Below are 24,895 nucleotides of genomic sequence, written 5' to 3'. Positions count from 1 at the left end.
GCTTGGCTCGCAATCGTCTTGATCCCTTAGCTATGATAACAATATGACTGATTTTCTGGTTATTGCTACAGGTTAAAACAAGCGACTATGGCGTTATATATTTAATGATTAGTCTAACGATCGACTAAGTAATTATCTTTTAATCCATTGTTTTTAATGCGTTTATTTATCGGGATGTAAACTAGTTCCGCTAATTAATGAAACAGATATTAGCTAGCTGTTCGACCTCAAATTGAACATTTGTCCAAGTCGATACAAGCTCTACAGCAACTCATTATAATAAATTGCTATATTTGCTGATGGCTCGACACACTTTGGCTAAATTATCGCGCTGTAGTTTTGGCGTTTGTTTTTTACTTCGACAATATTGCTCGTTAAACTTTTTTACCTGTTCACGGCTGCTGGTGATTTCTGCCACGTAAGCTATTTCTTGGTTACTGAAGTGACTAAAGTCACGCGATAAATCTTGATATATTTTATCGGACTTTAAACGTATTTTGGTGTCAGTCGCCTCTGAAAAATAACTCAGCACAACTTGTTTTTGCTCAAATAACCAGTGATTTAGTTTTTCATTGGGATAATAATGAAAATATAACGCGGCGGCCACGATCAAGATCAATAATTTTTTCATCTCTTGCCTTATAATCATATGTACGTACAAATAACCAGCAACTCGCTGCTGTTTTTTAACCAATCACCAATAGTATTATTGTTTTCTTGGGCTAAATGTCATGCTAATGACGCTAGAGTAATCAATTTGGTAGTAACAAAGCAATTTTATGCTATTTTTTTGATGGGTAATGAGTACGAATCCGTTATAATTATCCGGTATTACCGACATAAAGGATCCGCTTTGAAATCAAAAGATAAAAACATTAACGTTAGTCAGCATATTCCGATTAAAAATGTTCAAATTCATCAGCCCGCCAAAAGCGATACCTATAAACCTCGTGATCAAATCTATGTTCGCAAAGTAAAAGGTGTATTTCAAAAACTACGCAAAAAAATGAATTTTTTCTTTTTAGCGCTATTTGCGGGTTTACCTTGGTTACAATATGACGGCCACCAAGCGATTTTGTTTGATATTAGCGAACAACGTTTTACGCTATGGAGTGTCACACTTTGGCCACAAGATCTCACGCTATTGGCCTGGCTCTTAATTCTTAGTGCTTTTTTACTGTTCTTTATTACCACCTTTTTAGGGCGAGTTTGGTGTGGTTACCTTTGCCCTCAAACGGTTTGGACCTTTATATTTATCTGGTTTGAAGAAAAAATAGAAGGCACAGCCAACCAACGTAAAAAACTCGATAGCCAAGCAATGGACTTCAATAAGTTTTGGCGTAAAGCGCTAAAACACTTTTGTTGGGGCTTAATTTCTGTTTTAACCGCGCTAACCTTTGCCGGTTACTTTGCACCCATGCGTGAAGTGTTTGTTGATTTTTTCACTCTTAAGGCCTCGTTTGCCTTAGCCGCAACCGTATGGTTTTTTGCTTTTTGTACTTACGGTAACGCCGGCTGGATGCGAGAAATTATGTGTTTACATATGTGCCCGTATGCCCGCTTTCAATCCGCGATGTTTGATAAAGACACTTTAACCGTTTCTTACGATGCCAAACGTGGTGAAAACCGAGGTCCACGTACCAGAAAAGACGTACCAAAAGATATTGGTTTAGGTGATTGTATTGACTGTAATTTATGTGTTCAGGTTTGCCCTACCGGTATTGATATTCGTAATGGCTTACAATATGAATGTATTAATTGTGGTGCCTGTGTTGATGCCTGTGACGATGTTATGGATCGCATGGGTTATGATAAAGGTTTAATTCGTCATGCCACTGAGCATGAGTTGGAAGGGAAAAAAGTGCACTTTGTCCGTGCTAAACTTATTGGTTATGCCATCGTATTATTTGTGATGACCAGCTTATTGGTGTTAGAAATGGTCAACAGAGTGCCCGTATCAATGGAAATTATTCGCGATAGAAATGAGTTAGCCAAAGAGAACTTTAATGGTGATATTGAGAATGTTTACACCTTAAAGATTCTCAATAAGTCACAAAAAGATAATCGTTATCGCCTGTCAGTAAAAGGTATTAACAATACTAAATGGAACGGCGACCAAGAAGTACTTGTTAAAGCGGCTAAAATCTATACTTTGCCGATCAGCCTTTCGGTCGCTCCTGAGGAATTAGAAGACTATATGACAGATATAAGTTTTGTGATTGAATTAGTATCTGAGACGGATGAGGTGAAGCTTGAACACGAAAGCCGCTTCTTTAATAAACGCTAATGTCAGTATTTGATTTTACCTCGCTGTCACCCGATTTAATTCTAGACGGTTTGGAAAGCACAGGTTTAACGGTTGATAGTGGTTTGTTGGCATTAAATAGTTATGAGAATCGTGTTTATCAATTTCATGACATGGCTAAAACTAAATATGTGACTAAGTTCTATCGGCCGCAACGCTGGACAGAAGCACAAATTAGGGAAGAGCATGACTTTTCTTTTGAATTAGACGCAAGCGAGCTGCCTTTGGTGGCACCAATGAAAATTGATGGCGAGTCTTTGTTTTCATACAAAGGCTATAAATTTGCAATATTTCCTTGTCGTGGTGGCCGAATTTTTGAGGTGGATAACTTAGACCAACTAGAGTGGATGGGCCGGTTTTTAGGCCGAATTCACGCTGTTGCTGCGCAGAAAAGCTTTAGCGAACGGCCAACATTTAATAGTGAAGAAATGCTTCAGCAAGCACAGCTTATTATTGAAGGGTCTAACTTTGTTCCTGCGGGCTCAAGCTTACCTTTTTTCACTATTTTAGAACAAGTGATCACAGTTGCAAGTCAGCAATATCAGCCTACTTCGCAGATCCGTCTGCACGGTGATTGTCATGCCGGTAACATTTTGTGGACTGAGGTTGGGCCGCACTTTGTGGACCTTGATGATTGTCGTATGGGGCCTGCGGTGCAAGATATTTGGATGATGCTTAGTGGTGATCGCCAGCAGCAGTTATTACAACTTGATACCATATTAACTGGCTACAATGAATTTTATCGCTTTGAAGCCAATCAATTGCCTTTAATTGAATCATTGCGTACTATGCGAGTAGTTAATTATATGGCATGGCTATGTAAACGTTGGCAAGACCCTGCTTTTCCTCGTAACTTTCCGTGGTTTAATACTGAAAAATATTGGGAACAACAAATTTTGATGCTTAAAGAGCAAATGTCAGCATTACAGCAGCCACCGCTAAGTTTGCTAGGTTATTAAGCACGCATAGTGCTATTGATTTTGATTTATTAATAATTAGGAATTTTAATTTTATGAAGAAGTTAGTGAGCTTATTCGCTTTAATGTTATTACCCGTACTCTCATTCGCAGCAGATTATACTGAAGGTGAGCATTACACTAAAGTGAATGAAGACGTTTCGGCGAAATCTGAAGTACGTGAATTTTTCTCTTTTTATTGCGGACATTGTTTTAAATTTGAACCCTTTATGGCGACGTTAAAAACGTCTATACCCGCAGATGCTGACTTTGAAATGAACCATGTAGATTTCTTGCGTGCTGCGTCACCTAAAGTACAACAAATGCTCAGTAAAGCCGTTGTTGTTGCCCACCAAATGGGTTTAGAGAAGAAAATTATTGGCGCACTGTTTAATTACATCCATATCCAAAAAGCGGTATTTACTTCAGAAAAAGATATCCGAAACGTTTTCGTACTCAACGGTGCTGATGGTGAAAAATTCGATAAGTTAATGAAAAGCTTTAGTGTGGTCAGCAAAGCCAATGCGATGAAGAAACAGCAAGACTACTTTGCTAATAAAGGTGCTTTAACTGCAGTACCTACTGTGATTGTTAATGGTAAATACCGTGTTGATCCAGCCGGCTTAGATAGAAACAATTTTGAACAAGATTATATCAAGCTAGTAAATCACTTATTAACCTTAAAGTAAGTTAATCCGTGCCGACATGGATGTAGTGACTGAGTTTTTGTCTGGCATAAAAAACTGACCGTTCATCCGGTAACTAAAAAAGAGGCTTTGGCCTCTTTTTTATTGCTTTGCTATTTATATCCTATGTTTTAGCCGTGAACGCTGTCATGCGAGTGTCAAAAGCGTTGGCAAAACGGAGTGCTGAGGCATCGTCCATATTAAAATAAAGCGAAGGCTCAATTAACTCAGCTTCCATTAAGGCAAAGGTGTTTTGATAGCGAACAAAGTCAATACGCGCGTAGAGTAGTTCACCATGTAGCTTGCTGATAGCTCGCATTGTATTGTTTGCTGCTACCAATAAGGATGGTTCAGGCATTACCGATAATAAGCCACCACCATGCTCTTCTTGAACACGAAAATCACCTTGGGCTGGGGTTTTTAATATGGTGTGACTGTACTGGCCGTTAAAATAAAACAACGAAAATTCACCTTCTTGGCAAATAGCAGCCATAAAAGGCTGCACCATCAACTCTCGCTTTGCAAACGCTTGACTTAACTCAGTAACTTTATCTTGATAAGTGTCTTTTGTAAGCCAAAATGTATTGTCAGCATTGGCACTGACTCGCGGTTTTAAGACTATTTGCTCGGTAGCAAAATGGCTGAAATATCCCGCCATATTGTCAGGGTCAAAAGCCTGTGGCCATAAGGTCGGTACAATAGTCACTTGCTCAGCGACTAAGCTTTTTAAGTAGCTTTTATTAATATTCCACTGCACCACATTTAAGCTGTTTTCTAAGCGGGCGCTTGATTGATCAATAGCCGACAGTACCTTGAGAAAACTTTCCATGTCATCTTGGTAATCCCATGGGCTACGAATAATAACCGCGGTATAGTCTGACCAATTTACGCTGCTATCATGCCAGGAAATCACTTCGGTTTGCCAGCCTAAAGCCAGCATTGGCTGATCAATCAAACAATCATAAGCCTCAAAATTTTCCAAACTGTCCATGGATAAAATTGCGCATTTTTTCATAAAATCTACTGCCTCTGCTACATTGGTTAAAGGTTAAAGTGAATAAACTAAGGCTAGTTAGCAAAAATTTCTGCTGGAAACAATTGCCCATACATAGCTATTGGCATAACAAGCCACTGTGCTGATGTTTGATTAAAGATCAATAATTGCTGCTCAGTGGCATAAAAACTTAACTGTAATGGCAGTGGTTGGCCGGCAATATCGAGCTTAACATCGAGCGAAAATTGTCGATCAACTATTGGAGCTTGGGCCATTGCCTGACCGCTACTTTGCTGCCAAGACATCATCATTTGTGCTAATGCTTGGCCGGAGATATTAGCCGGAGCTGCCCGCCAAGTGCGGCCTATCCGCTCAATAGTGACCACATTACTTATATCGAGCGTTAAAATAATATTTTGCGATCCGACTAAAGCAATCTCTTGATCGCTAGTGACCTCAGTATTTTCATCTGGCGAGTGAATTTTTTTATTCGTGGCGTTAATCAATAAAATAAAGCCCATTACCATAATGATAATGACATTATTCCAGCCAGTTTTTGATAATCTGATCATCATGCCCCTCAGTACTGCCTATTATCTTCATCATACAAAAAAATTGAGCTCATTAGAATATAGCGTTACATTAATAACAATAATATCACCCCAAAATTAAGGCTTCGTATGAAACTAAAACCATTAAGTGCTGGAGTATTATTACTCTGTGGCTTATTCAGCGCAACCAGCACGTTTGCCAACCAAAGCAGTGAACAGTTTCAACAGTTACTCAATGAGCATTGGCAAAGGGCAAATCAAGAACAAGTGTTTTTTCGAAAAGACCCCGATGCCTTTCGCATGAAGGGTAATTTACCTGAAATGTCAGCAAATGGCCGCGAACGTCGGTCAAAATACAATAATGAATTGCTAACGCGTATTAATGATATTGATGTTAATAAACTCTCAGGTGCTGATCAGATCAGCTATCGTTTATTTAAATATGAACGCGAAGCGGAAGCAAAAAGTTATCAATTTCAAGATCACCTTTATCCGTTAACTTATTATTCAGGCTTTCATAGTTACTTTGCCGGCGCTCCAGCCAACATGTCATTTTTAACCGAACAAGACTATAGTAATTATTTAATCAGTCTCGCTGATTATCCACGTTATAACCAAGCACATATCGTTGATCTAAAACAAGCCATTGCCTTAGGTCATACCCATTACTGTGAAAGCTTTAAAGGCTATGAAAAATCAATCAGTAAGCATTTAGTCGCTGATGTACAAAACAGTGTTTTTTATGCGCCTATGCTGAATATGCCAGCAGTCATTTCATCAACCGAGCAAGCGCAGTATCGCCAGCAAGTAAAAACCTTGATTAAAGAGACTGTTTTACCTGAGTACCAAGATTTTTATGACTTTTTCACCAAAGAATATATGACCCACTGTCGGACCACTGCTGGCATTAGCAGTGTTGAGGGCGGCGAAGCATACTACCAATACTTAATCGAGTATTACACGACCACGGATTTATCAGCTGATGAAATTCATCAAATAGGTCTAGATGAAGTCAGTCGCATACGTACAGAGATGCAGCAAATTATTAAAGCTGTGGACTTTAAGGGTGAATTTAAAGGTTTTATTGCGTTTTTGCGTAACGACCAGCAATTTTACACCGATAGTGCGATGGATATGCTGGAAAAAGCCAGCTATATCACCCGTAAAATGGCCGCACAATTACCGAAATGGTTTTCAGTATTACCCAGATCAACCTTCGACATTAAATCCAGTCCAAATGGTGGTGCCTATTATGTTGCCTCCGATGGCAGTGGTACCACATCAGGCACCTACTTTTTAGAGACTAAAAATTTAAACAGCCAACCTTTATATACTTTAGAGGCATTAACCTTCCATGAGGCAGAGCCCGGTCATCACTTTCAAAGTGCTATTGCGCAAGAAGTTGATATGGCTGAGTTTCGTAAAACTTTATACCACGCCGCCTATGGCGAAGGTTGGGGGCTATATTCTGAACGTTTAGGTAAGGAAATGGGCTTTTACCAAAACCCATATAGTGACTTCGGTCGTTTAACCTATGAAGCATGGCGTGCTTGTCGCTTAGTGGTCGATACTGGCATTCATGCTAAAGGTTGGACCCGTCAACAAGCGATCGATTATTTAGCCAAGAATACCGCTTTAAGCATGGCTGATGTTATTGGCCAGATTGACCGCTATATTACTTGGCCAGCGCAAGCCTTGTCATACAAAATTGGTGAAATCAAAATTCGTCAATTGCGGGCGAAAGCGGAACAAGCCTTAGGTGATAAGTTCGATATTAGAGCTTTTCATGACCAAATGCTGAAAAATGGTAGCTTACCCATGGCGCTGCTTGAAGAGTTAACTATGGACTGGATAGCGCAGCAGTTGTAACGGCTAAGATATTTATATCATGCAAAAAAGAGCAACGCTATTAAGTAGTTGCTCTTTTTATTTGCGACTTATCCCAGCTTCAACAACATTGCCCAACCAACTAGTTTTCAAAGCTTAATGGTCATGATCATAGTTATTAAGCGCATACAATAACAACCACTTGCTAGCTATTGTCAGTGCTTCCAATTCAGTTAACTCAGCTGTTGTGGTATTTAAGATCGACTTGACGCATTTTCATGTCAGCCGTTTAGTAACTCAGTTTAGTAGCTCAGTTTAGTAACGCAGTTTAGTGGTGAGTAACTGGCATATCAGATAGGACTAAAGACAACTTTCAGAGGGTAAAATAGGCATAAGATTAAGGCGTAGGTTTGCGGTGCAAGTTAACGGAGTCATTTTCTATAGGCAATAAAAAACCCGGTATAAACCGGGTTTTTAAATAAGCCGTATCAATTACTTGATTTTAGCTTCTTTATACATAACATGCTGACGGATGCGAGGATCAAACTTTTTGATTTCCATCTTTTCAGGCATAGTTTTTTTGTTTTTGTCAGTAGTGTAAAAATGGCCAGTGCCAGCACTAGAAACTAAACGAATTTTATCGCGCATTGCAATTCCTTAAACTTTTTCGCCACGGGCACGGATATCAGTTAATACTGCATCAATACCGTTTTTATCGATAATACGCATTCCTTTCGGAGTTAAGCGTAATTTAACGAAACTATTTTCACTCTCAACCCAAAAACGGTGAGTTTGAAGGTTAGGTAAAAAACGACGACGAGTCGCGTTTCTTGCGTGCGAACGGTTGTTTCCAACCATTGGCTTTTTGCCTGTTACTTGGCAAACTTTAGACATATGAGTACTCCAAAATTAATTTCAGGTCGTGCTGTATTTCCCCAAGACCGTCGCCTCGGGATCCTGAAAAAGGTGGCATATTATAGTGAAAGTGAAAAATGAATGCCAGTATTAATCAACTTTAAAGTGAATAGTTTTGAAATATCATATAATTCAAAGATTTAGGTTGAATAATTGATGTGACTTTAGTGTTTCATGAGTTATTATCAGCCGAATCGAATGTTAATAGCACATTTTTAGGCTATTTTAACCGCTAACTATTTACGTGATCATTCTTTTTGATCTTTTTTAGCCAGTGCATTAGTTAAAATGTCAATAATAGCTGACATGGCTACTTGGGTATTAAGTTGAGTATTAAGCGCCAATGCTTGTAGTTGTGCGATTGCTGTTTTACTCAAGGCCAATCTGCTAAGGCGAAAACGACGGCCGCTGCTTTGCAATTTTTTACTTGTCATGCCATGTATTCTTTGGCGCTCAAAACAGCTTGCTGAAATACTCACACATCATTCAATCATTCAATCATTCAATCATTCGGCCATGTTCAGCATACGAATAACAATGACAACCCGCCACAATGATATGATCAAGTACTTTGATATCAATTAACGCCAGTGCTTGTTCTAGTCGACTGGTAATTTGATTATCGGCCATACTTGGCTCAGCAATACCCGACGGGTGATTGTGCGCAAGAATAACCGCTCCCGCTTGATATTTTAGTGCGGTCTCAACCACAATGCGTGGGTATACTGCAGCCGCATTAATGGTGCCGTGAAATAGCCGCTCAAACTTTATCACTTGATGCTGAGTATTTAAAAAGAGCACCGCGAATACTTCTCGGGTTTCATGGCGCAGTTCAGCTTTTAAAAAGTTTTGCGTGCTCAGTGAAGACGTTAACGATTGCCCCATTTGCATCTGTTCCGCTAAATAGCGTGTCGACATTTCTAAACATGCTTGTAATTGGACATATTTTGCAACACCTAAACCATGATGCTGGCAAAAGTCATCTAATCCCGCTTGATATATTTTCGAAATACTGCCAAAACTTTTTAATAAATTTCGTGCAAGGTCAACTACATGGCAACCTTGAACGCCTGTACGTAAGAATATTGCTAGCAGTTCGGCATCACTTAAGCTTTTCGCGCCAAAGTGTAATAACTTCTCTCTTGGTTTTTCACGGTCTGGCCAGTCTTTTAACATAAGTGCATCCTTGCAAAGTGATTTGAATAAAAGTGCGATAATGCTATCTTATTGCCCATTGTCGTTATTAAGATTAGCAGTTTATGCAGATTCTTCAGGGTAAAAAAATCCTATTGGGTATCAGTGGCGGCATTGCCGCCTACAAAACGCCAGAGCTAGTGCGTCGATTAAAAGACCAAGGTGCTGATATTCGTGTCGTGATGACAGAAGGCGCTCAAGCCTTTATCACGCCATTAACCTTACAAGCGGTTTCCGGCAATGCGGTATCAAGTAGTTTATTAGATACGCAAGCTGAGTTGGCTATGGGCCATATCGAACTGGCAAAATGGGCTGATTTTATTTTAATTGCACCCGCTACAGCCGACCTTATTGCTAAAATTGCCGCCGGGTTGGCAAATGATTTGCTAACCACGCTTTGTTTAGCGACCGCAGCGCCCGTGGCTATTGCACCGGCAATGAACCAACAAATGTGGCATAACCTAGCAACACAAAAAAATATTAACACCTTAAGGTCATGGCACTACCGCCTATTTGGTCCAGGTGCTGGCGAACAAGCCTGCGGTGATGTCGGCTTAGGCCGCATGTTAGACGTGCCTGAGTTAGTTGAATTAACTTGCCAAGCCATCGCAAAAATGAATAACCATGATACTGACTTAAATCAGCCAAAACCTTTAACTGGCCAGAAATGGTTAATTACCGCTGGGCCGACACGCGAAGCTATTGACCCTGTGCGTTATATTTCCAACCACAGCTCAGGAAAAATGGGTTTTGCTATTGCCAATGCAGCGCAAAGCCTTGGCGCAGAGGTCACCATCATCTCAGGGCCTGTTAGTTTAGCGACACCACAAGGTTGCCAAAAAATAGCGGTAACGAGTGCCACAGAGATGCATCAAGAGGCTATCGCGCTTGCGCCTGATGCTGATGTTTTTGTCGCTTGTGCTGCTGTGGCTGACTACCGTATTGATCATATTGCCAGTGAAAAAATTAAAAAATCTCAAGACACCATGCAACTGAATTTGATCAAGAACCCTGATATTGTCGCTGATGTTGCTGCATTAGCACATAAGCCTTTTACGGTTGGTTTCGCCGCTGAAACGCAAAATGTAGAGCATTATGCTCGTGATAAATTAGCCCGTAAAAATCTTGATATGATCGCCGCCAATAACGTCGCGGCTGCAGGTCAAGGCTTTAACAGTGACAACAATGCGTTAACGGTATTTACCGCTAGCGATAAAAAAGTTTTACCTTTAATGAGCAAAAATGAGCTTGCCAAACAATTAGTCCAACATATTCACCAAACATGGCAAGGTTCTCGATTAAAGAACTAGGTCGGGCGGCTAATTTCAGGCTTGAACATCAGCTAAATAACGCTATACAATCACGCTAATCTTTTAGTAGTAAACCCATCGGTATAATTTATTCATCCGTTTGGTCTGACTGTTGAAAATATAATAACAATAGAGAATCAGTTTTATGTCGGCAACTCAAAAACCTAATCGTAAACAACAAATTTTAGAATGTCTTGCGCATATGCTAGAAACCAGCGCAGGGCAGCGGATCACAACGGCAAAGCTTGCCGCCGAAGTCGGTGTTTCTGAAGCGGCGCTTTATCGTCATTTTCCATCGAAAGCACGGATGTTTGAAGGCTTAATAGAATTTATTGAAGAATCTATTTTTTCTCGGGTAAACCTGATATTAACCGACCATAAAGAAGCCTTGATTCGTTGCCATCATATTTTGCATGTATTACTTATTTTTGCTGAGCGTAATCCCGGTATGTGCCGTATTCTTGCTGGTGATGCGTTAATGGGGGAGAATGAGCGTCTACGGGCTCGTGTGAATCAATTTTTTGAAAAGCTTGAGTCACAATTTAAGCAAGTTTTACGAGAGCGAAAGCTACGAGAAGGTAAAGGTTTCACCATTTCAGAGCAGGCTTTAGCCAACATTTTAATGGCTTATGCTGAAGGTAAAATTAATCAATATGTTCGCTCGGACTTTAGCAAGAAACCCAGTAACGATTTTAATGAGCAATGGCAATTTTTAATGGCTGATAAATAGGCCATTGCTGCACAAAACATCAAGCGATTTATTTTCGTTAGTAAGTAAAAATTTAAGGAAGGCTATTGAGCACGTTAGCACAACTAGAACCAAGCAAGTTATGGCAAGTTTTTGATAAAATTTGTAGCATTCCACACCCATCAAAACACGAGCAAAAAATATCGCTGTGGATCCAAAGCTGGGCAACTGAACTCGGGCTAAGTGTTAAAGAAGACGCCATTGGCAACCTCATTATTAAAAAACCCGCCACGGCAGGGATGGAAAATAAAAAGGGTGTTATTTTACAAGCTCATATGGATATGGTGCCACAGAAAAATGCGACTACTGATCATGATTTTCGTATCGACCCTATCAAGCCATACATAATTACCGAAGCTGATGGCGACTGGGTAACCGCTGAAGGTACAACACTAGGTGCAGATAACGGTATTGGCTTATCATCTGCGTTAGCGGTCCTGGCCAGTGACGATATTGTGCACGGCCCGCTAGAAGTTTTAGTCACCATTGATGAAGAAGCAGGCATGACGGGGGCTTTTGGTCTTAAAGCCGGTTGGTTAGACGGCGACTTGTTAATCAATACTGATTCAGAGCAAGAAGGTGAAGTGTACATGGGTTGCGCTGGCGGCATTGATGGTGAAGCTACTTTCGCTATTAGTAATGAAAGTGCGCCTGCAGATGTTGAATCATTTAACTTGTCAATTTCGGGTCTTAAAGGTGGGCACTCGGGTGTCGATATTCATACCGGTCGAGCCAACGCTAACCAAGTGTTGGTGCGTTTTTTACTCGATGCTAGCAACACCTTAGGTTTGCGTTTAACGGAATTAAATGGCGGCAGTTTACGCAATGCTATTCCGCGCGAAGCCGATGCTAGCTTTGTTATTAGCCGTAATAAAATTGAGCCGTTAAAAGCCAAGTTAGCTGAGTATTTAGCAACAGTGCGCCAATCGCTAGGTGCTATCGAAACCAGTATCGAGATGTTATTGATTTCGCCTGAAACCTTTGATGTATGTTGGACGCAAGCCAGCCAAAATACTATCTTACGTGCACTTAACGCCTGCCCTAATGGTGTGTTACGGATGAGCGATGACATTGAAGGCATTGTTGAAACCTCATTAAACTTAGGTGTTATGCGCAGCAAAGGTAATAAATTTGTCGCCATGACTTTGATCCGTAGCTTACATGACGACGGGCGCTTAGCCGCACAAACTATGGTGCAATCTGTGTTTGATCTCGCTGGCGCAAGTATTAAGTTTTCTGGCGCTTACCCTGGTTGGAAACCTGATACTAGCTCAGCATTAATGCAAACTGTGCGTAACACTTATCAAACACTGTTTAATAAAGTACCTGAAATTATGGTTATTCATGCCGGTCTTGAATGTGGCTTATTCAAAACAGCTTATCCGCATTGGGATATGGTGTCATTTGGTCCAACGATCAAATTCCCTCACTCACCGGATGAAAAAGTACAAATAGCGACTGTTGAGCGCTATTGGCAGTTATTGTTAGCCGTATTAGCCAATATTCCAGAAAAGTCGTAAGTGCTGCTGTAGCGCGTTATTTTAGTGCGCTACAAGTCGCTTTTCTTTTTTATTTGCTACTGTAATTTACTCGATTTTAGCACTATTTGATTATTTTGGATAAAACCCGACCAGATCTGCAAAATGTTTGCTAGACTAAAGTCTAATGAACAACCCATTGTAAACAACCTAAAATAAGCTCGGCATCCTATAAATTTTATAAAGGAAATAAAGATATGATTCAGCCAGAAAAAATTATAATAGCTGACGATCATCCATTATTTAGACAAGCATTATTAGGTACATTAAAATTAAAACTCACCCAAACACATTGGTTGGAAGCACAAACTATAGCAGAGCTAGAACAGCAACTGCGCGACAATACCGACAGTGATCTGCTATTACTAGATTTGCATATTCCAGGTGCTCATGGCTTTAATACCTTGATACATGTACGTAATCATTTTCCACAAATACCGGTTGTAGTAGTATCGGCTCATGAAGACCACGAAACCATACATAAATCTATGGGCTATGGCGCTTCAGGCTTTATTCCAAAGTCTACCCCCGTTGAAGATATTTATAATGCTATTCAACAAGTCTTATTAGGTAATGTTTGGACACCCGATGCGTACAGTGAGTCGTCACCGATGCAAGACAATAACAATATTGCAGAGCGTGTTGCTAGCTTGACTCAACAACAATATAGAATTTTAATGATGTTCGCCCAAGGCATGCTTAATAAACAAATTGCCTATGATTTAAATGTCTCAGAGGCGACCATCAAAGCGCATGCCACGGCAATATTTCGTAAACTTGATGTGCGTAACCGTACACAAGCGGTTATCGTTATTGCTCAACTTGATATTTCTGACGTGCAATTACAAGACTGTTAATGTGTAGTTACCTGAACTTTAAGCACGAAAATTGAATCATTAAAGTTGAATCACGAAAATTGAATCACGAAAGTTGAAAATAAGTAAGGTTATCAAGAGTCATTATTGCCAATACTTTTCTTGCATTTTTTTCGTTAACATCGAACTCATCATCGCTCTAAGCGCGGCAGGTTTTATCAATTTACGCATAAAACCAATATCTGCTACTAGGGCTTTTTCCTCTAGGTTACTATCTGTGGTGGCGGTAATTAACACCGCAGGCACGTAGTGTCGACTCAACTTTCTTAGCTCTGTAATTAACGCGATACCGTTAAAGTCAGCGTCGAGCTGATAGTCAACTAACAGTATTTCGATATCGTTTTTGTGCTCATCAAAAATTGACAGTGCTTGATGATATGAATCCGCGGCCAATACATTGCAACCCCATACTGATAATAGCTCAATCATACCACCTAAGACATCAGGGTCATTATCGATACACATTACCGTAACATCGCTTAATCCCAAATTAGCCACAGGTTTTGCGGCTACTGATTCTCGTTGTGCTCGAGTGCGTTCAACCCCAACGGTAAATTTACAACCCATATTCACTTGCGAACTCAGCGCTAAAGGGTGACCCAATAACTTAGCTAAGCTTTGGGTGATGTTTAGCCCTAAGCCTAAACCACCTGCTGATGAATTCTGCTGATTATCTAACTGGGTAAATTGCTCAAAGACCATGGTTTGTTTTTCTTCAGGAATACCTGGGCCATTATCCAGCACTTGTATCTCAATAATATCTCCTTTCGCTCGTGCCCCTAACAATATCTTACCTGGACTGGCATAACGAAAGGCGTTACCAATTAAATTTTGCAATATTCGGCGTAATAAACTTCGATCTGAGCGTAACCACATTGAATTACAGCGTACTCGAAACTCCACTTCATGTTCCAAGGCACTGGCAGAAAACTCTTTGGCAAGATCATCAAATAAAGACTTCAATGAAAAAGAGCTAATATTGAGTTTTATATTACCACTTTCAATCCGGGAAATTTCTGCCAAATCTGCCACTAGGTCATTGGCTACTTTTAAAGAGTGGTCAATATTATCTACCTGTCGTTGTTGTGTTGCCGTTAAATTGCCTTGGCTAGCTAAAGCTGAGGTAAATAGCCGCGCCGCTTCTAATGGTTGCATTAAGTCATGGCTACAAGCTTTTAAATATAAGCTTTTTTTAATATGCGATTGCTCCGCTTTTTCACGGGCTAAAGCTAAAGCATCGTTGGTTTGCTCTAATTTTTGTGTTCGCTCAAGCACCCGCGTTTCTAAATCCACATTGGCTTCAATTAAACCTCTTTCGGCTTGACGATAGACGGTAATATCAGAAAAGAGCATAACAAAGCCACCACCCGGTAGCGGATTACCTTCAATGCGTATGACTCTACCGTCACTATCTTCTCGTTCAGAGCTATGCGGACTGCCATTGCGTAAATGCATTAGGCGTTTACTGACTTGCTCATCAACCTTACCGACACCGCATAAACCTCGCAGTATGTTAAAGCGAATTAAATCACTGACGGGGCTACCTTGAAAAACCAGTTCACTGGGGTAGTTAAATAAATCAACATACTTTTTGTTCCAGGCCACAAGGTTTAGCTCACTATCAACAATGGAAATCCCTTCACTGGCATTTTCGATCGCACTTTGTAATAAATCTTGGCTATATTGTTGTCGTTGGCTCGACGCTTCTTCCACTAATACTGCGACTTCGTCTAAAGCAATATCACGACCATCTAACGCCGACGATAAGACTAAACGGGCAGACGATGCCCCCATAACACTCGCCAAAGTATTTTCAGTGTGCTGTAATAATTTTTGGTTATACGCCACATTGCTCATTTGTGTCTTGTCTGTTGAACACTGAAATTGTATAAAACTAGCGCTGGACTTCTCTTCACCCACAAAGCGTGAAAGTAATAGCTCAAGTTCTTGATAATTTATTTGTTTATTACGTTGTAACTGTAAAACTTTTGGCGCTTTGTATTCCATAAATAAGGATACTTGCATACGCTCTTGCACACTTTGACGACTAACATGAGAAAGTAACCACATGGCAATGATGTTAGCTGATAATGACAACAGACTTGCCATTGAATTAGCCGGTAGGAAGCCTCCTTCAAAGGGGTTTGGATAAAGACCAAACTGTGGCAGAAAGTTGAGTGTTAACCAAGCACCAAAACCAATCACGATTCCGCCATAAACCGCAGTTAAAGTGGCTCTACGCCAATAAAAAGCGGCGACTAATGCGGGCGTTAATTGGGCAAAAGCACCAAAGGCTATTTCACCTAAAGAACTTAAGGTATCTGGCGATGTCATCAAAAACACGCCATAACCTAATAAAATAACAAATAAAATTAATATTTTACGAATAGTTAATAATCGTAAACGGAAATTATCATAATCTGTTTCATGGTGTTTATTTGCTCGATATAACCAAGGAAAAACAATTTCATTACTGAGCATAGTACTCAAAGCAATAGAAGAAATGATTACCATAGAACTGGCAGCAGATATTGCGCCCAAAAAGGTTAACAAGGTTAACCAAGGTTGTTGCTGATACCAAGGTAGAAATAATACGTAAGCATCAGAGGGAACACTATCGCCCAATAATAACTGTCCTGCTAGCCCTAACGGCACCGCAAAAATTGCAAATATTAATAAGTAAAGTGGAAAAATTCGACGACTAAGCCAAGTATCTTTTTCATCTTTAAGTTCAACCACCATGACTTGAAATTGCCGTGGTAATGATAAAAATGCCGCCATAGTGATCACTAGCATAGCGAACATTGACATAATATTGGGAAAGTTCAGTTGTTGTTCAAGATTCAGGACAGTTGACGATCGACGCCAAATTTCCATTGGCGAATCAAAGAGCACGTAGGTAACAAAAATACCAACGGCAGCGAAGGCAAACAGCTTTACTAAAGATTCAAAGGCTATCGCGAGCATGACACCCGGATGACGTTCAGTCACATCGATATTACGCACACCAAATACTATGGTAAAGCCGGCTAAGACTAAACTAACGATTAAACCAAAATGCCAATTAGCTAAACTCTGCTCTGCTTGCAGCTGTTGAAAAGTATAAACAATGGCTTTTAATTGCAGCGCGATATAAGGCATGGTGCCCACTAACGCGACTATGGTGACTAAAATGGCTAAGTTATGTGATTTACCAAAGCGAGCGGCTAATAAATCAGCGATCGAAGTAAGATTTAATTTTAAACTAACGCTAATAATGCGTTGAATGAAAGGCCAAGCGAATATAAAGAGTAGTATAGGCCCTAAATATATTGGTAAATGTGAAATGAAATTACTCGACGCTTGTCCAGTAGTGCCTAAAAAACTCCACGACGTACAGTAAACGCCTAGGGTTAATGCATAAATTATCGCCTGGCTTTTGCGTAATAATTTATGACGGTATTTATCTCCAATATAGGCAATAAAAAACAGCAAACCTATATAAGCAAAACTTAAGCCTGCTAATTGCCAATTTGGAAACATAACATTTCTCTATAACTGATATTAATCATCTGATTATATGGATTTATTCAGAGATGTCATTAAACTTAAAGTTCAACGCTAATTTAATGTTTGAGTATAAAACTCCGCAATATATTGGCCGCCTTTGATGTTAGCAATAATGCGTAATTTTTGCTTATCACCCTTGTTACTAATAGTATTGCGTAAAGGTGTTGGGCTCTGCCAGTAATATGCACTATCAATCATGCCTAAAGGGTAAGCACTGGCTTGGTTGTTACTATCAACTAAAAAAAATGTTGCACTATCGAGCGGAAAAGTTGAATTTAATGTTGTAGTGCCTGCTTTATCATAAATATTGACCTCAAAGGTGCCTGATTTCAACACACACTTTTCATTGATCACATCACAAAGACCAAATGGCACCATATTAAATACTCTTTCTTGATCTGCTTTATTTTCGATATAAAAATCTGACGCAATGTAGCCACCCAAGATAAGAAACGGTGCCACTATTAATGCTGTTTTTGTATGACGATTCATGATTATCCTTATTTTCTCTAGTATTCAAATTTAAAGGTTATTTTACAACTGTGTATCTTACATCAGCTGGTTATCTAGCTTAAAGACATCCTTAACAATAAAAACTAAAGGCTCCACAAGTGGAGCCTTTATTTAATGGGTATTAAATACCATCACACGCTATTAGTGATCATGTGCTGTTGAAACGCCACCATGTGGTGTACGGAAGTTTTCAACCAATTGTTGGATATGAGCTGGAGCTGGACCTGTAAATCTTAATACTGTAAAGGCTACAGCAAAGTTAACAAATGCGCCGACTGAACCAAAGGCATTAGGTGAAATACCAAAGAACCAGTTAGGACCCATATCACCTAAGAAAGATGTACCTGGAATAAACATAAGGCCTTTGTGTTGGAACACATAAAGCATAGTTACACCGATACCTGAACACATACCCCATACTGCTGCGGTACCACTCATTTTCTTAGAAAATATACCCATCATTAGTGCTGGGAATATTGATGATGCAGCTAAACCAAAGGCTAGTGCAACCGTTCCTGCGGCAAAACCAGGCGGATTTAAACCCAACCAGCCAGCGACCAGAACCGATATTGTCATCACAACTCGACCTGCTAGTAACTCATTTTTCTCTGTTAAATCGGGCGTTAATATACCTTTCATTAAATCATGGGAAATTGATGAGGATATTGCTAACAGTAAACCGGCTGCAGTAGATAAAGCGGCAGCCAAACCACCAGCGGCAACTAATGCAATTACCCAGTTTGGTAAGTTTGCGATTGCAGGGTTAGCCAATACCATAATGTCACGGTCAACTTTAATCATTTCATTCGTTGTTTTATCAGCGTTGTATTGTATTTTACCATCGCCGTTTTTATCTTCGAATTGTAATAAACCAGTTTTTTCCCAGTCTTTAAACCACTGAGGACGTTCAGCATATTCCATATTTTGACCGGCTGCTGGCTCAATAGTGTTCATTAAGTTCAAACGAGCCATAGCGCCAACTGCTGGAGCAACTGTGTATAACAAAGCGATAAAAACTAAAGCATAACCTGCTGATTGACGTGCTGCTTTTACTGAAGGAACAGTGAAGAAGCGCATGATAACGTGAGGTAAACCTGCTGTACCAATCATCAGTGACAAGGTATATGCGAACATATTTACTGAGCCACCCATGTTATCAGTAGTGTATTCTTTAAAACCAAGATCAGTGACTACCATGTCCAGCTTATCAAGTAAGTAAACACCACTACCATCTGCCAAGGTAGAACCTAAGCCTAGTTGTGGAATTGGGTTACCTGTTAACTGTAAAGAAATAAACACTGCTGGAATGGTGTAAGCAAAAATCAATACACAATACTGAGCAATTTGCGTGTAAGTAATACCTTTCATACCACCAAGTACCGCATAAACCCAAACAACGAACATACCGATGTAAAGGCCATTATCATAATCAACTTCTAAGAAGCGAGAGAAAGCAACACCCACACCTTTCATTTGACCTATGATATAAGTTAATGAAGCGATGATTAAACAAACAACCGCTACAATACGTGCAGTTTTTGAATAATAACGATCAAAAATAAACTCAGGTACAGTAAATTTACCGTGTTTACGCATGTAAGGTGCAAGCAACATGGCGAGTAATACATAACCACCCGTCCAACCCATTAGGAATACAGAACCGCCATAACCCAAGAATGAGATCATACCCGCCATTGAAATGAATGACGCAGCACTCATCCAATCGGCACCGATGGCCATACCATTTTGCATTGGTGTAATACCACCACCAGCGACATAGAAATCACTCGTTGAAGCCGCACGTGCCCACCAAGCAATACCAAAGTAAACGGCGAAAGAACCGAACACGGCAATGTAAGTATAGAGTTTTAACTCATCCATTATGATTCCCCCACGTTATATTTTTTATCAAGGTCGTTCATTTTTTTAGTATACCAAAAAACTAAACCGACAAATGTGTAAATCGAACCTTGTTGTGCAAACCAGAAACCTAGCTTATACCCACCTAGACGTATCTCATTTAATGGTTCAACAAGCAGTAAACCAAAACCAAATGAAACTACGAACCAAATAACAAGACTTATAAATATTAGGCGCAGATTCTCTGACCAATATGTTGCATTACCTTCCATCATTCTCTCCTAGCAATTATTCCTATTAAACCTGTTTAGCTTAATAGGCACAGCGTTTTATGATTTTTATACGCTTTATACCCGTTGTTTAAAGTAATGTTGACTATTAATTCGACCAGCTAGCACAAGCAAACTTGGATAAATGAATACTTAACCTACTCCAGGCTACACACTAACAATCTTTTTTCGACTCTCATATTAAACTTTAGTCTAGAACACAGGTGAAATAGTTGACTTAAGGGTTACAATTCATCTAAATACACTAAGGATATTTATTGGAGATATTGCCATGGACTCAGCATTAACCGAAATCAGTGAATTTATACAAGCGATTCCTCCGATGGATTTATTGCCGAGTAATATCATCGAACAAGTCGTTAAAGAGATTAGTATTTGTTATGTGCGTAGGGGGCAGTCGCTACCTCCAGAGGGTATTGTAGAAGCGAACCTCTACATATTACGCAAAGGTGCATTAAGTTATGTCACTGAAAATGATGAGTTATTGGGGAAATATAGTGAAGGCGATATTTGTACCGCTTTTTGCCTAAATAATGATGACAAGGCTAAAGTTACCTCTGATGAAGATACCTTGCTTTACAGCATCAACTACCATAACTTTCACCAGCTGGTCAGTGAATATCCCGATGTACTGGCATTTTTTCAGCAAACATCTGAGCAACGCCTCAATAAAAAAATGCTGCAAGTTAATGAAGACGCTATTTTAAATTCTTCATTACTTAATAGCTCAATCGCTCACTTTTGTCATGACCCTGTTTTTACCGTAAGTCCTGACACGAGTATTCAACAAGCGGCCATTTTGATGACAGAACAAGGTTTTTCATGTTTGGTTATTGTACAAAATGATCAGTTACTCGGTATAGTCACCGACAAAGATATTCGTCGGCGCTGTGTGGCGCAAGGCTTAAGTATTGAGCAACCGGTTAGCGTAATCATGACCGATGACATGGCGACAATCGATATTAAAAGTACCGCCTATGACGCGTTAATGATGATGACACAAAAGCATATTCATCATTTACCTGTCACTGCAGATAGCCAACTCAAAGGTATGGTTACTGTCACTGATTTAATGAATAATGAAGGGCAAAATGCCATTAACATTACCAGCATTATTCATAAAGCAAAATCGGTCGACGAACTCATCGAAATCAGTAGCATGATACCCAAACTGCAAATCCGGATGGCAAAGCTAGGCACTACCGCTGACCATGTTGGTAAAAGTATTAGTGCCATTACCATGGCGTTTACCATTCGATTAATTGAAATGGCGGAAAAATTATTAGGCCCACCACCTGTGCCTTACGCGTGGTTGGCTGCAGGCTCGCAAGGAAGACAAGAGCAATTTGCTCACTCAGATCAAGACAACGCCTTGATCATTTCAAACGACATGCAACCACAGCATGGCTACTGGTTTAAAGATCTTGCTACTTTTGTTTCTGATGGCTTAGCCGCTTGTGGTTTTATTTACTGCCCTGGCAATGTCATGGCGACAAATCCTCAGTGGTGTCAAACACAAAAAAAATGGTCACAATATTTTGCCCAGTGGATTAACACACCAGACCCAAAAGCCTTAATGCATTGCAGCACTTTTTTTGACTTAATTACGGTTTATGGCGAGAGTAATTTACTCGAGCAAGTGCGAGTGAAAATGTTAAAAAAAACCCAAAGTAGCACATTATTTATTGCACACTTATCGCGTAACGCTTTAAATTTAAGGCCACCATTAGGTTTTTTCCGTGATTTTGTCTTAATTCAAGATGGCGAAAATAAAGCGACACTAGATTTAAAACACAACGGTATTGCCCCAATAGTTGATCTGGCCCGTATTTATGCACTATCTGAGGGGATTTCTTCGGTCAATACCATAGAGCGATTAAAGCAAGCCGCAGGCACACCTTCATTAACCAAAGCATCAGCAGCAAACCTTATTGATGCCTATGAATTTTTAAGTATGCTGCGCATGATGCACCAAGCCAACAAATTACAAAAAGGACAACAGCCTAATAACTACTTGTCACCTAAAGATATATCTAAACTCGAGCGTGAACACTTAAAAGATGCCTTTAAAGTGATCAAAACCATGCAAGACAGCCGTCAGTCAACTTATTAACGATAGCCATTTATTATGTTAAACCATCATCCATTAACTCGTTGGCTATTCGGTTACGAAGCACAACGTAAACGTATGCTAAAAAGGGCGCCTGAAGGGCCATTGCGTGATTTTCTCAGCGTACCCTTTCCACCGCTTTACACCCCGTTGAATTGTATTCCAATTCTAGCGGTAGATTTTGAAACCACAGGTTTAGATGCGGTGCAAGATAAGTTACTCAGTGTCGGTTGCGTAGAATTAAACTTTAATCAAATAAAGCTTGGCAGCAGTTATCATCAAATTATTAACGCTAAAGGTAGCTTAAAGGCCAATAATGTCACTATTCATCAAATAACTGACGACCAAAAAGACCAAGGGCAGCCCTTAGCTGAGGTCATAGAACAATTACTTAAGCGCCTTGCCGGCAAAGTGATGTTAGTACACTTTGCCCGTATTGAACGACAGTTTTTGCGACAAGCCTGCCTTGAACTTTATGGTATGGCGCCACCATTTCCTATTATAGACACCTTAGTGGTCGCTAAAAGAAGACTCGATAAAAGAGATGTGGCCTACGACCCTTCTGAATTAAGACTGTTAGCCTTACGAGAAAAGTACGACCTGCCTGAGCACTATGCCCACAATGCACTCAATGACGCTATCGCAACAGCTGAATTGTTGTTAGCGCAGTTAAGCGAAAGAAGTAAGGATTTGTCACTGCAGCAATTGATTTTATAAGTTGAGCATTAACCTATTTGCTAGAGAAATAGCCGCTACGATTGAAATACTTAAGGTGCTGCACAATAACTTTGCCACACCATGGCGCCTATACCGGCTGCATTTTAATAGACAGATTTTGCACGCCGAGCAAGACTATGTGGCTAAGTTATTTTAGCCAAATGCAGAAAATAGCTTGGTCTATGGTCAAACTATGAGATAATTATGGTCGCAATCACATACCTATGGTCAATTATGAAACTTTTAGTTCGCAACCTTTCTCGTACGACAACCGAACAGGAACTCCGTATTTTATTTTCTGCTCATGGCACTGTCACTGAATGTAACTTAGTTTTAGACCAAGAAACGGCCAAATCAAAAGGTTTTGCTTTTGTTGTAATGCCTGATGAAAAAGAAGCAAAACTAGCCTTGTCTAATCTACATGAAACCAAAATCGCAAAAAATAAAATTCGTGTGAAAATCGCGCAATAATTTTAGCCAAACAATAGAAAAAAAAGCCAGCTCCATGCTGGCTTTTTTGTCACTAAATAAAACTAAAGCTCGTTAGTACTTGCAGAGTGACCATGCAGCTATTATGACGATATTTTTTCATCTGTTAGCTTGTGCTGTTTTTCATAGCTTAGTGATTTAATCTGCCATTTTAATAACGCTTAATAGCTCAGTTGAGCTTGTAAGTGTAACTCTATGTAATCTTTTGTAAATTCAGTCAATTAAGGTTTATTATTAAAATACTTTAATTTAGAATGATCGTTCACTCTAAATTTAAAAGGTATTTAACATGCAGTGTTCCCGCACCGTTTTATTTGTATTATCAAGCCTCATAGGTTCCGTTGCTTTAACGGGTTGTGATATCGCTGCCGAGCAGTCACAAGTTTTAGCACCTCAAGCTGTGCCAGTAGGTGTGGTGACATTAAAAAGCCAATCATTAACGCTTAAAAAAGAATTACCTGGTCGCATTAGTGCCTTTCAAATCGCTGATATTCGTCCTCAGGTAAGTGGTATAGTGCAATCGCGTTTATTTACTGAAGGCAAGCGAGTTGAGCAAGGCCAAGCGCTTTATCAGATTAATCCTGCCACATTTAAAGCTGAACTAGCGGCGAGCGAAGCCGCTGTGGCAAAAGCGCAAGCCAGCATTGCAAGCAGTAAAGCTAAAGCTTCACGCTATAGCGAGCTATTAAAAATTAAAGCAGTAAGTCAGCAGGACTTTGATGAAGCTGATGCGTCATACAAACAAGCGAAAGCTGAATTACTAACCGCTAAGGCACAGCAACAAAGTGCGCAAATTAATCTTGATTATAGCCATGTCTCGTCACCCATTAGCGGACAAATCAGTAAGTCGAGTGTCACTGTAGGTGCTTTAGTCAGTGCCAATCAAACCACTGCGCTTGCAACAGTGACACAGCTTGACCCAATCTATGTCGATTTAACGCAATCAAGCAATGAACTAACCAAACTTAAAAAAGCGATAGCGTCAGGTGCTTTGACGGTTGACTCGACAAGTCAAACAGACGTTGAACTCATCATGGAAGATGGTGCAACTTATGCTCATAAAGGCACATTACAGTTTTCTGAAGTAACCGTAGACCCAAGTACGGGCTCGGTAACCCTGCGCGCTAAATTTCCTAACCCGGAAAAATTATTATTGCCAGGCATGTATGCCCGCGCTTCTATCATTGAAGGCGTAAAAGCCAACGCTATTTTAGTTCCTCAGCGTGGCGTAAGTCGAAATACTAAAGGCGAGCCAACAGCAATGGTGGTCAGTAAAGACAATAAAGTTGAAAGCCGTATTTTAGCTGTTGATAGAACAGTGGGTTCAAATTGGTTAGTAACAAGTGGATTGGCTGATGGCGACAAATTGATTGTTGAAGGTTTGCAAAAAATTCGTCCCGGTGCCCCAGTTGTTTCATCTGAAGTTGGCTCATCTGCTGCAGCATCTTCTGTAAATAAAGCGCAATAA

The 24,895-nt window shown here is 40.0% G+C and carries 23 protein-coding genes; 12 read left to right on the top strand and 11 right to left on the bottom strand.

Features of this window, described 5'->3' with window-relative positions:
* Nucleotides 1–274: 274 nt before the first annotated feature.
* On the bottom strand, nucleotides 275–631 hold the full coding sequence (locus tag H4J61_RS17380) for a hypothetical protein (RefSeq protein WP_182186549.1): 357 nt from the start codon (nucleotides 629–631) through the stop codon (nucleotides 275–277).
* Between the two features lie 222 nt (nucleotides 632–853).
* Between H4J61_RS17380 and ccoG the strand changes: the two genes are divergently transcribed.
* The 3 genes from ccoG to H4J61_RS17365 are packed head-to-tail and all read left to right on the top strand — an operon-like array spanning nucleotide 854 to nucleotide 3,950.
* The gene (gene ccoG, locus H4J61_RS17375; RefSeq protein WP_259363428.1) at nucleotides 854–2,287 is read left to right on the top strand and encodes a cytochrome c oxidase accessory protein CcoG; all 1,434 of its coding nucleotides are present in this window, start codon (nucleotides 854–856) and stop codon (nucleotides 2,285–2,287) included.
* Nucleotides 2,287–3,264 carry a serine/threonine protein kinase gene (locus H4J61_RS17370; protein WP_182186547.1) on the top strand — a complete coding sequence of 326 codons (978 nt, stop codon included), beginning with the start codon at nucleotides 2,287–2,289 and terminating at the stop codon, nucleotides 3,262–3,264. The genes ccoG and H4J61_RS17370 overlap by 1 nt, the downstream gene beginning before the upstream one ends.
* A 53-nt stretch (nucleotides 3,265–3,317) precedes the next feature.
* On the top strand, nucleotides 3,318–3,950 hold the full coding sequence (locus H4J61_RS17365; RefSeq protein WP_182137104.1) for a thiol:disulfide interchange protein DsbA/DsbL: 633 nt from the start codon (nucleotides 3,318–3,320) through the stop codon (nucleotides 3,948–3,950).
* A 121-nt stretch (nucleotides 3,951–4,071) separates the two neighbouring features.
* On the opposite strand, the gene H4J61_RS17360 is transcribed toward H4J61_RS17365, so the two are convergent.
* Entirely contained in the window at nucleotides 4,072–4,962 is an 891-nt protein-coding gene (locus H4J61_RS17360; protein WP_182186544.1) for a RimK family alpha-L-glutamate ligase, read from the bottom strand.
* 53 nt (nucleotides 4,963–5,015) lie between these two features.
* The gene (locus H4J61_RS17355) at nucleotides 5,016–5,513 is read right to left on the bottom strand and encodes a hypothetical protein (RefSeq protein WP_182186542.1); all 498 of its coding nucleotides are present in this window, start codon (nucleotides 5,511–5,513) and stop codon (nucleotides 5,016–5,018) included.
* 108 nt (nucleotides 5,514–5,621) lie between these two features.
* Between H4J61_RS17355 and H4J61_RS17350 the strand changes: the two genes are divergently transcribed.
* The gene (locus H4J61_RS17350) at nucleotides 5,622–7,361 is read left to right on the top strand and encodes a DUF885 family protein (protein WP_182186540.1); all 1,740 of its coding nucleotides are present in this window, start codon (nucleotides 5,622–5,624) and stop codon (nucleotides 7,359–7,361) included.
* A gap of 450 nt (nucleotides 7,362–7,811) precedes the next feature.
* Here H4J61_RS17350 and rpmG read toward each other — a convergent pair whose 3' ends face one another.
* The 4 genes from rpmG to radC form a co-directional block, all read right to left on the bottom strand.
* Complete coding sequence (gene rpmG, locus H4J61_RS17345) at nucleotides 7,812–7,967, bottom strand: 50S ribosomal protein L33 (protein ID WP_070375415.1); 156 nt, start codon at nucleotides 7,965–7,967, stop codon at nucleotides 7,812–7,814.
* Nucleotides 7,968–7,976: 9 nt separating this feature from the next.
* Nucleotides 7,977–8,213 carry a 50S ribosomal protein L28 gene (rpmB, locus tag H4J61_RS17340; protein WP_146877856.1) on the bottom strand — a complete coding sequence of 79 codons (237 nt, stop codon included), beginning with the start codon at nucleotides 8,211–8,213 and terminating at the stop codon, nucleotides 7,977–7,979.
* A 269-nt stretch (nucleotides 8,214–8,482) separates the two neighbouring features.
* Nucleotides 8,483–8,668, bottom strand: coding sequence for a hypothetical protein (locus tag H4J61_RS17335; RefSeq protein WP_182186538.1), 186 nt, complete (start codon nucleotides 8,666–8,668; stop codon nucleotides 8,483–8,485).
* A 64-nt stretch (nucleotides 8,669–8,732) separates the two neighbouring features.
* Nucleotides 8,733–9,410, bottom strand: a complete 678-nt coding sequence (gene radC / locus H4J61_RS17330; protein WP_182137109.1) for a DNA repair protein RadC — start codon at nucleotides 9,408–9,410, stop codon at nucleotides 8,733–8,735.
* 83 nt (nucleotides 9,411–9,493) lie between these two features.
* Between radC and coaBC the strand changes: the two genes are divergently transcribed.
* The 4 genes from coaBC to H4J61_RS17310 all read left to right on the top strand — a co-directional run bounded on the left by coaBC (nucleotide 9,494) and on the right by H4J61_RS17310 (nucleotide 13,881).
* Entirely contained in the window at nucleotides 9,494–10,738 is a 1,245-nt protein-coding gene (gene coaBC, locus H4J61_RS17325; RefSeq protein WP_182186536.1) for a bifunctional phosphopantothenoylcysteine decarboxylase/phosphopantothenate--cysteine ligase CoaBC, read from the top strand.
* A 145-nt stretch (nucleotides 10,739–10,883) separates the two neighbouring features.
* The gene (gene slmA / locus H4J61_RS17320) at nucleotides 10,884–11,468 is read left to right on the top strand and encodes a nucleoid occlusion factor SlmA (protein WP_182186534.1); all 585 of its coding nucleotides are present in this window, start codon (nucleotides 10,884–10,886) and stop codon (nucleotides 11,466–11,468) included.
* Between the two features lie 65 nt (nucleotides 11,469–11,533).
* Nucleotides 11,534–13,006: an aminoacyl-histidine dipeptidase gene (locus tag H4J61_RS17315; protein WP_182186532.1), complete on the top strand. Its 1,473-nt coding sequence runs from the start codon at nucleotides 11,534–11,536 to the stop codon at nucleotides 13,004–13,006.
* Nucleotides 13,007–13,221: 215 nt separating this feature from the next.
* Nucleotides 13,222–13,881 carry a response regulator transcription factor gene (locus H4J61_RS17310; protein ID WP_182186530.1) on the top strand — a complete coding sequence of 220 codons (660 nt, stop codon included), beginning with the start codon at nucleotides 13,222–13,224 and terminating at the stop codon, nucleotides 13,879–13,881.
* Between the two features lie 102 nt (nucleotides 13,882–13,983).
* Here the strand turns inward: H4J61_RS17310 and H4J61_RS17305 are convergent, their stop codons facing one another.
* From H4J61_RS17305 to H4J61_RS17290, 4 genes are all read right to left on the bottom strand, one after another.
* A complete protein-coding gene (locus tag H4J61_RS17305) occupies nucleotides 13,984–17,421 on the bottom strand; it encodes a PAS-domain containing protein (RefSeq protein ID WP_182186528.1) in 3,438 nt (1,145 codons plus the stop codon).
* Nucleotides 17,422–17,499: 78 nt separating this feature from the next.
* Entirely contained in the window at nucleotides 17,500–17,940 is a 441-nt protein-coding gene (locus H4J61_RS17300; protein WP_182137115.1) for a hypothetical protein, read from the bottom strand.
* Between the two features lie 162 nt (nucleotides 17,941–18,102).
* Nucleotides 18,103–19,842, bottom strand: a complete 1,740-nt coding sequence (locus tag H4J61_RS17295; RefSeq protein WP_182137116.1) for a sodium:solute symporter family protein — start codon at nucleotides 19,840–19,842, stop codon at nucleotides 18,103–18,105.
* On the bottom strand, nucleotides 19,842–20,093 hold the full coding sequence (locus tag H4J61_RS17290) for a DUF4212 domain-containing protein (RefSeq protein ID WP_182137117.1): 252 nt from the start codon (nucleotides 20,091–20,093) through the stop codon (nucleotides 19,842–19,844). Before H4J61_RS17290 ends, H4J61_RS17295 begins: the two co-directional genes overlap by 1 nt.
* Nucleotides 20,094–20,382: 289 nt before the next feature.
* On the opposite strand from H4J61_RS17290, the gene H4J61_RS17285 reads away from it, so the two are divergent.
* From H4J61_RS17285 to H4J61_RS17270, 4 genes are all read left to right on the top strand, one after another.
* Entirely contained in the window at nucleotides 20,383–22,224 is a 1,842-nt protein-coding gene (locus H4J61_RS17285) for a putative nucleotidyltransferase substrate binding domain-containing protein (protein ID WP_182186526.1), read from the top strand.
* A gap of 15 nt (nucleotides 22,225–22,239) precedes the next feature.
* Nucleotides 22,240–22,938: an exonuclease domain-containing protein gene (locus tag H4J61_RS17280; protein ID WP_182137119.1), complete on the top strand. Its 699-nt coding sequence runs from the start codon at nucleotides 22,240–22,242 to the stop codon at nucleotides 22,936–22,938.
* Between the two features lie 234 nt (nucleotides 22,939–23,172).
* Nucleotides 23,173–23,409, top strand: coding sequence for an RNA-binding protein (locus tag H4J61_RS17275; protein ID WP_146877867.1), 237 nt, complete (start codon nucleotides 23,173–23,175; stop codon nucleotides 23,407–23,409).
* A gap of 307 nt (nucleotides 23,410–23,716) precedes the next feature.
* Nucleotides 23,717–24,895: an efflux RND transporter periplasmic adaptor subunit gene (locus H4J61_RS17270; RefSeq protein ID WP_182137120.1), complete on the top strand. Its 1,179-nt coding sequence runs from the start codon at nucleotides 23,717–23,719 to the stop codon at nucleotides 24,893–24,895.

This window comes from Colwellia sp. MB3u-4 (assembly GCF_014077065.1).
Taxonomy (GTDB): domain Bacteria; phylum Pseudomonadota; class Gammaproteobacteria; order Enterobacterales; family Alteromonadaceae; genus Cognaticolwellia.
Note: the sequence above shows the minus strand (reverse complement) of the source record. Positions and strands in the feature narration are given on the sequence as shown.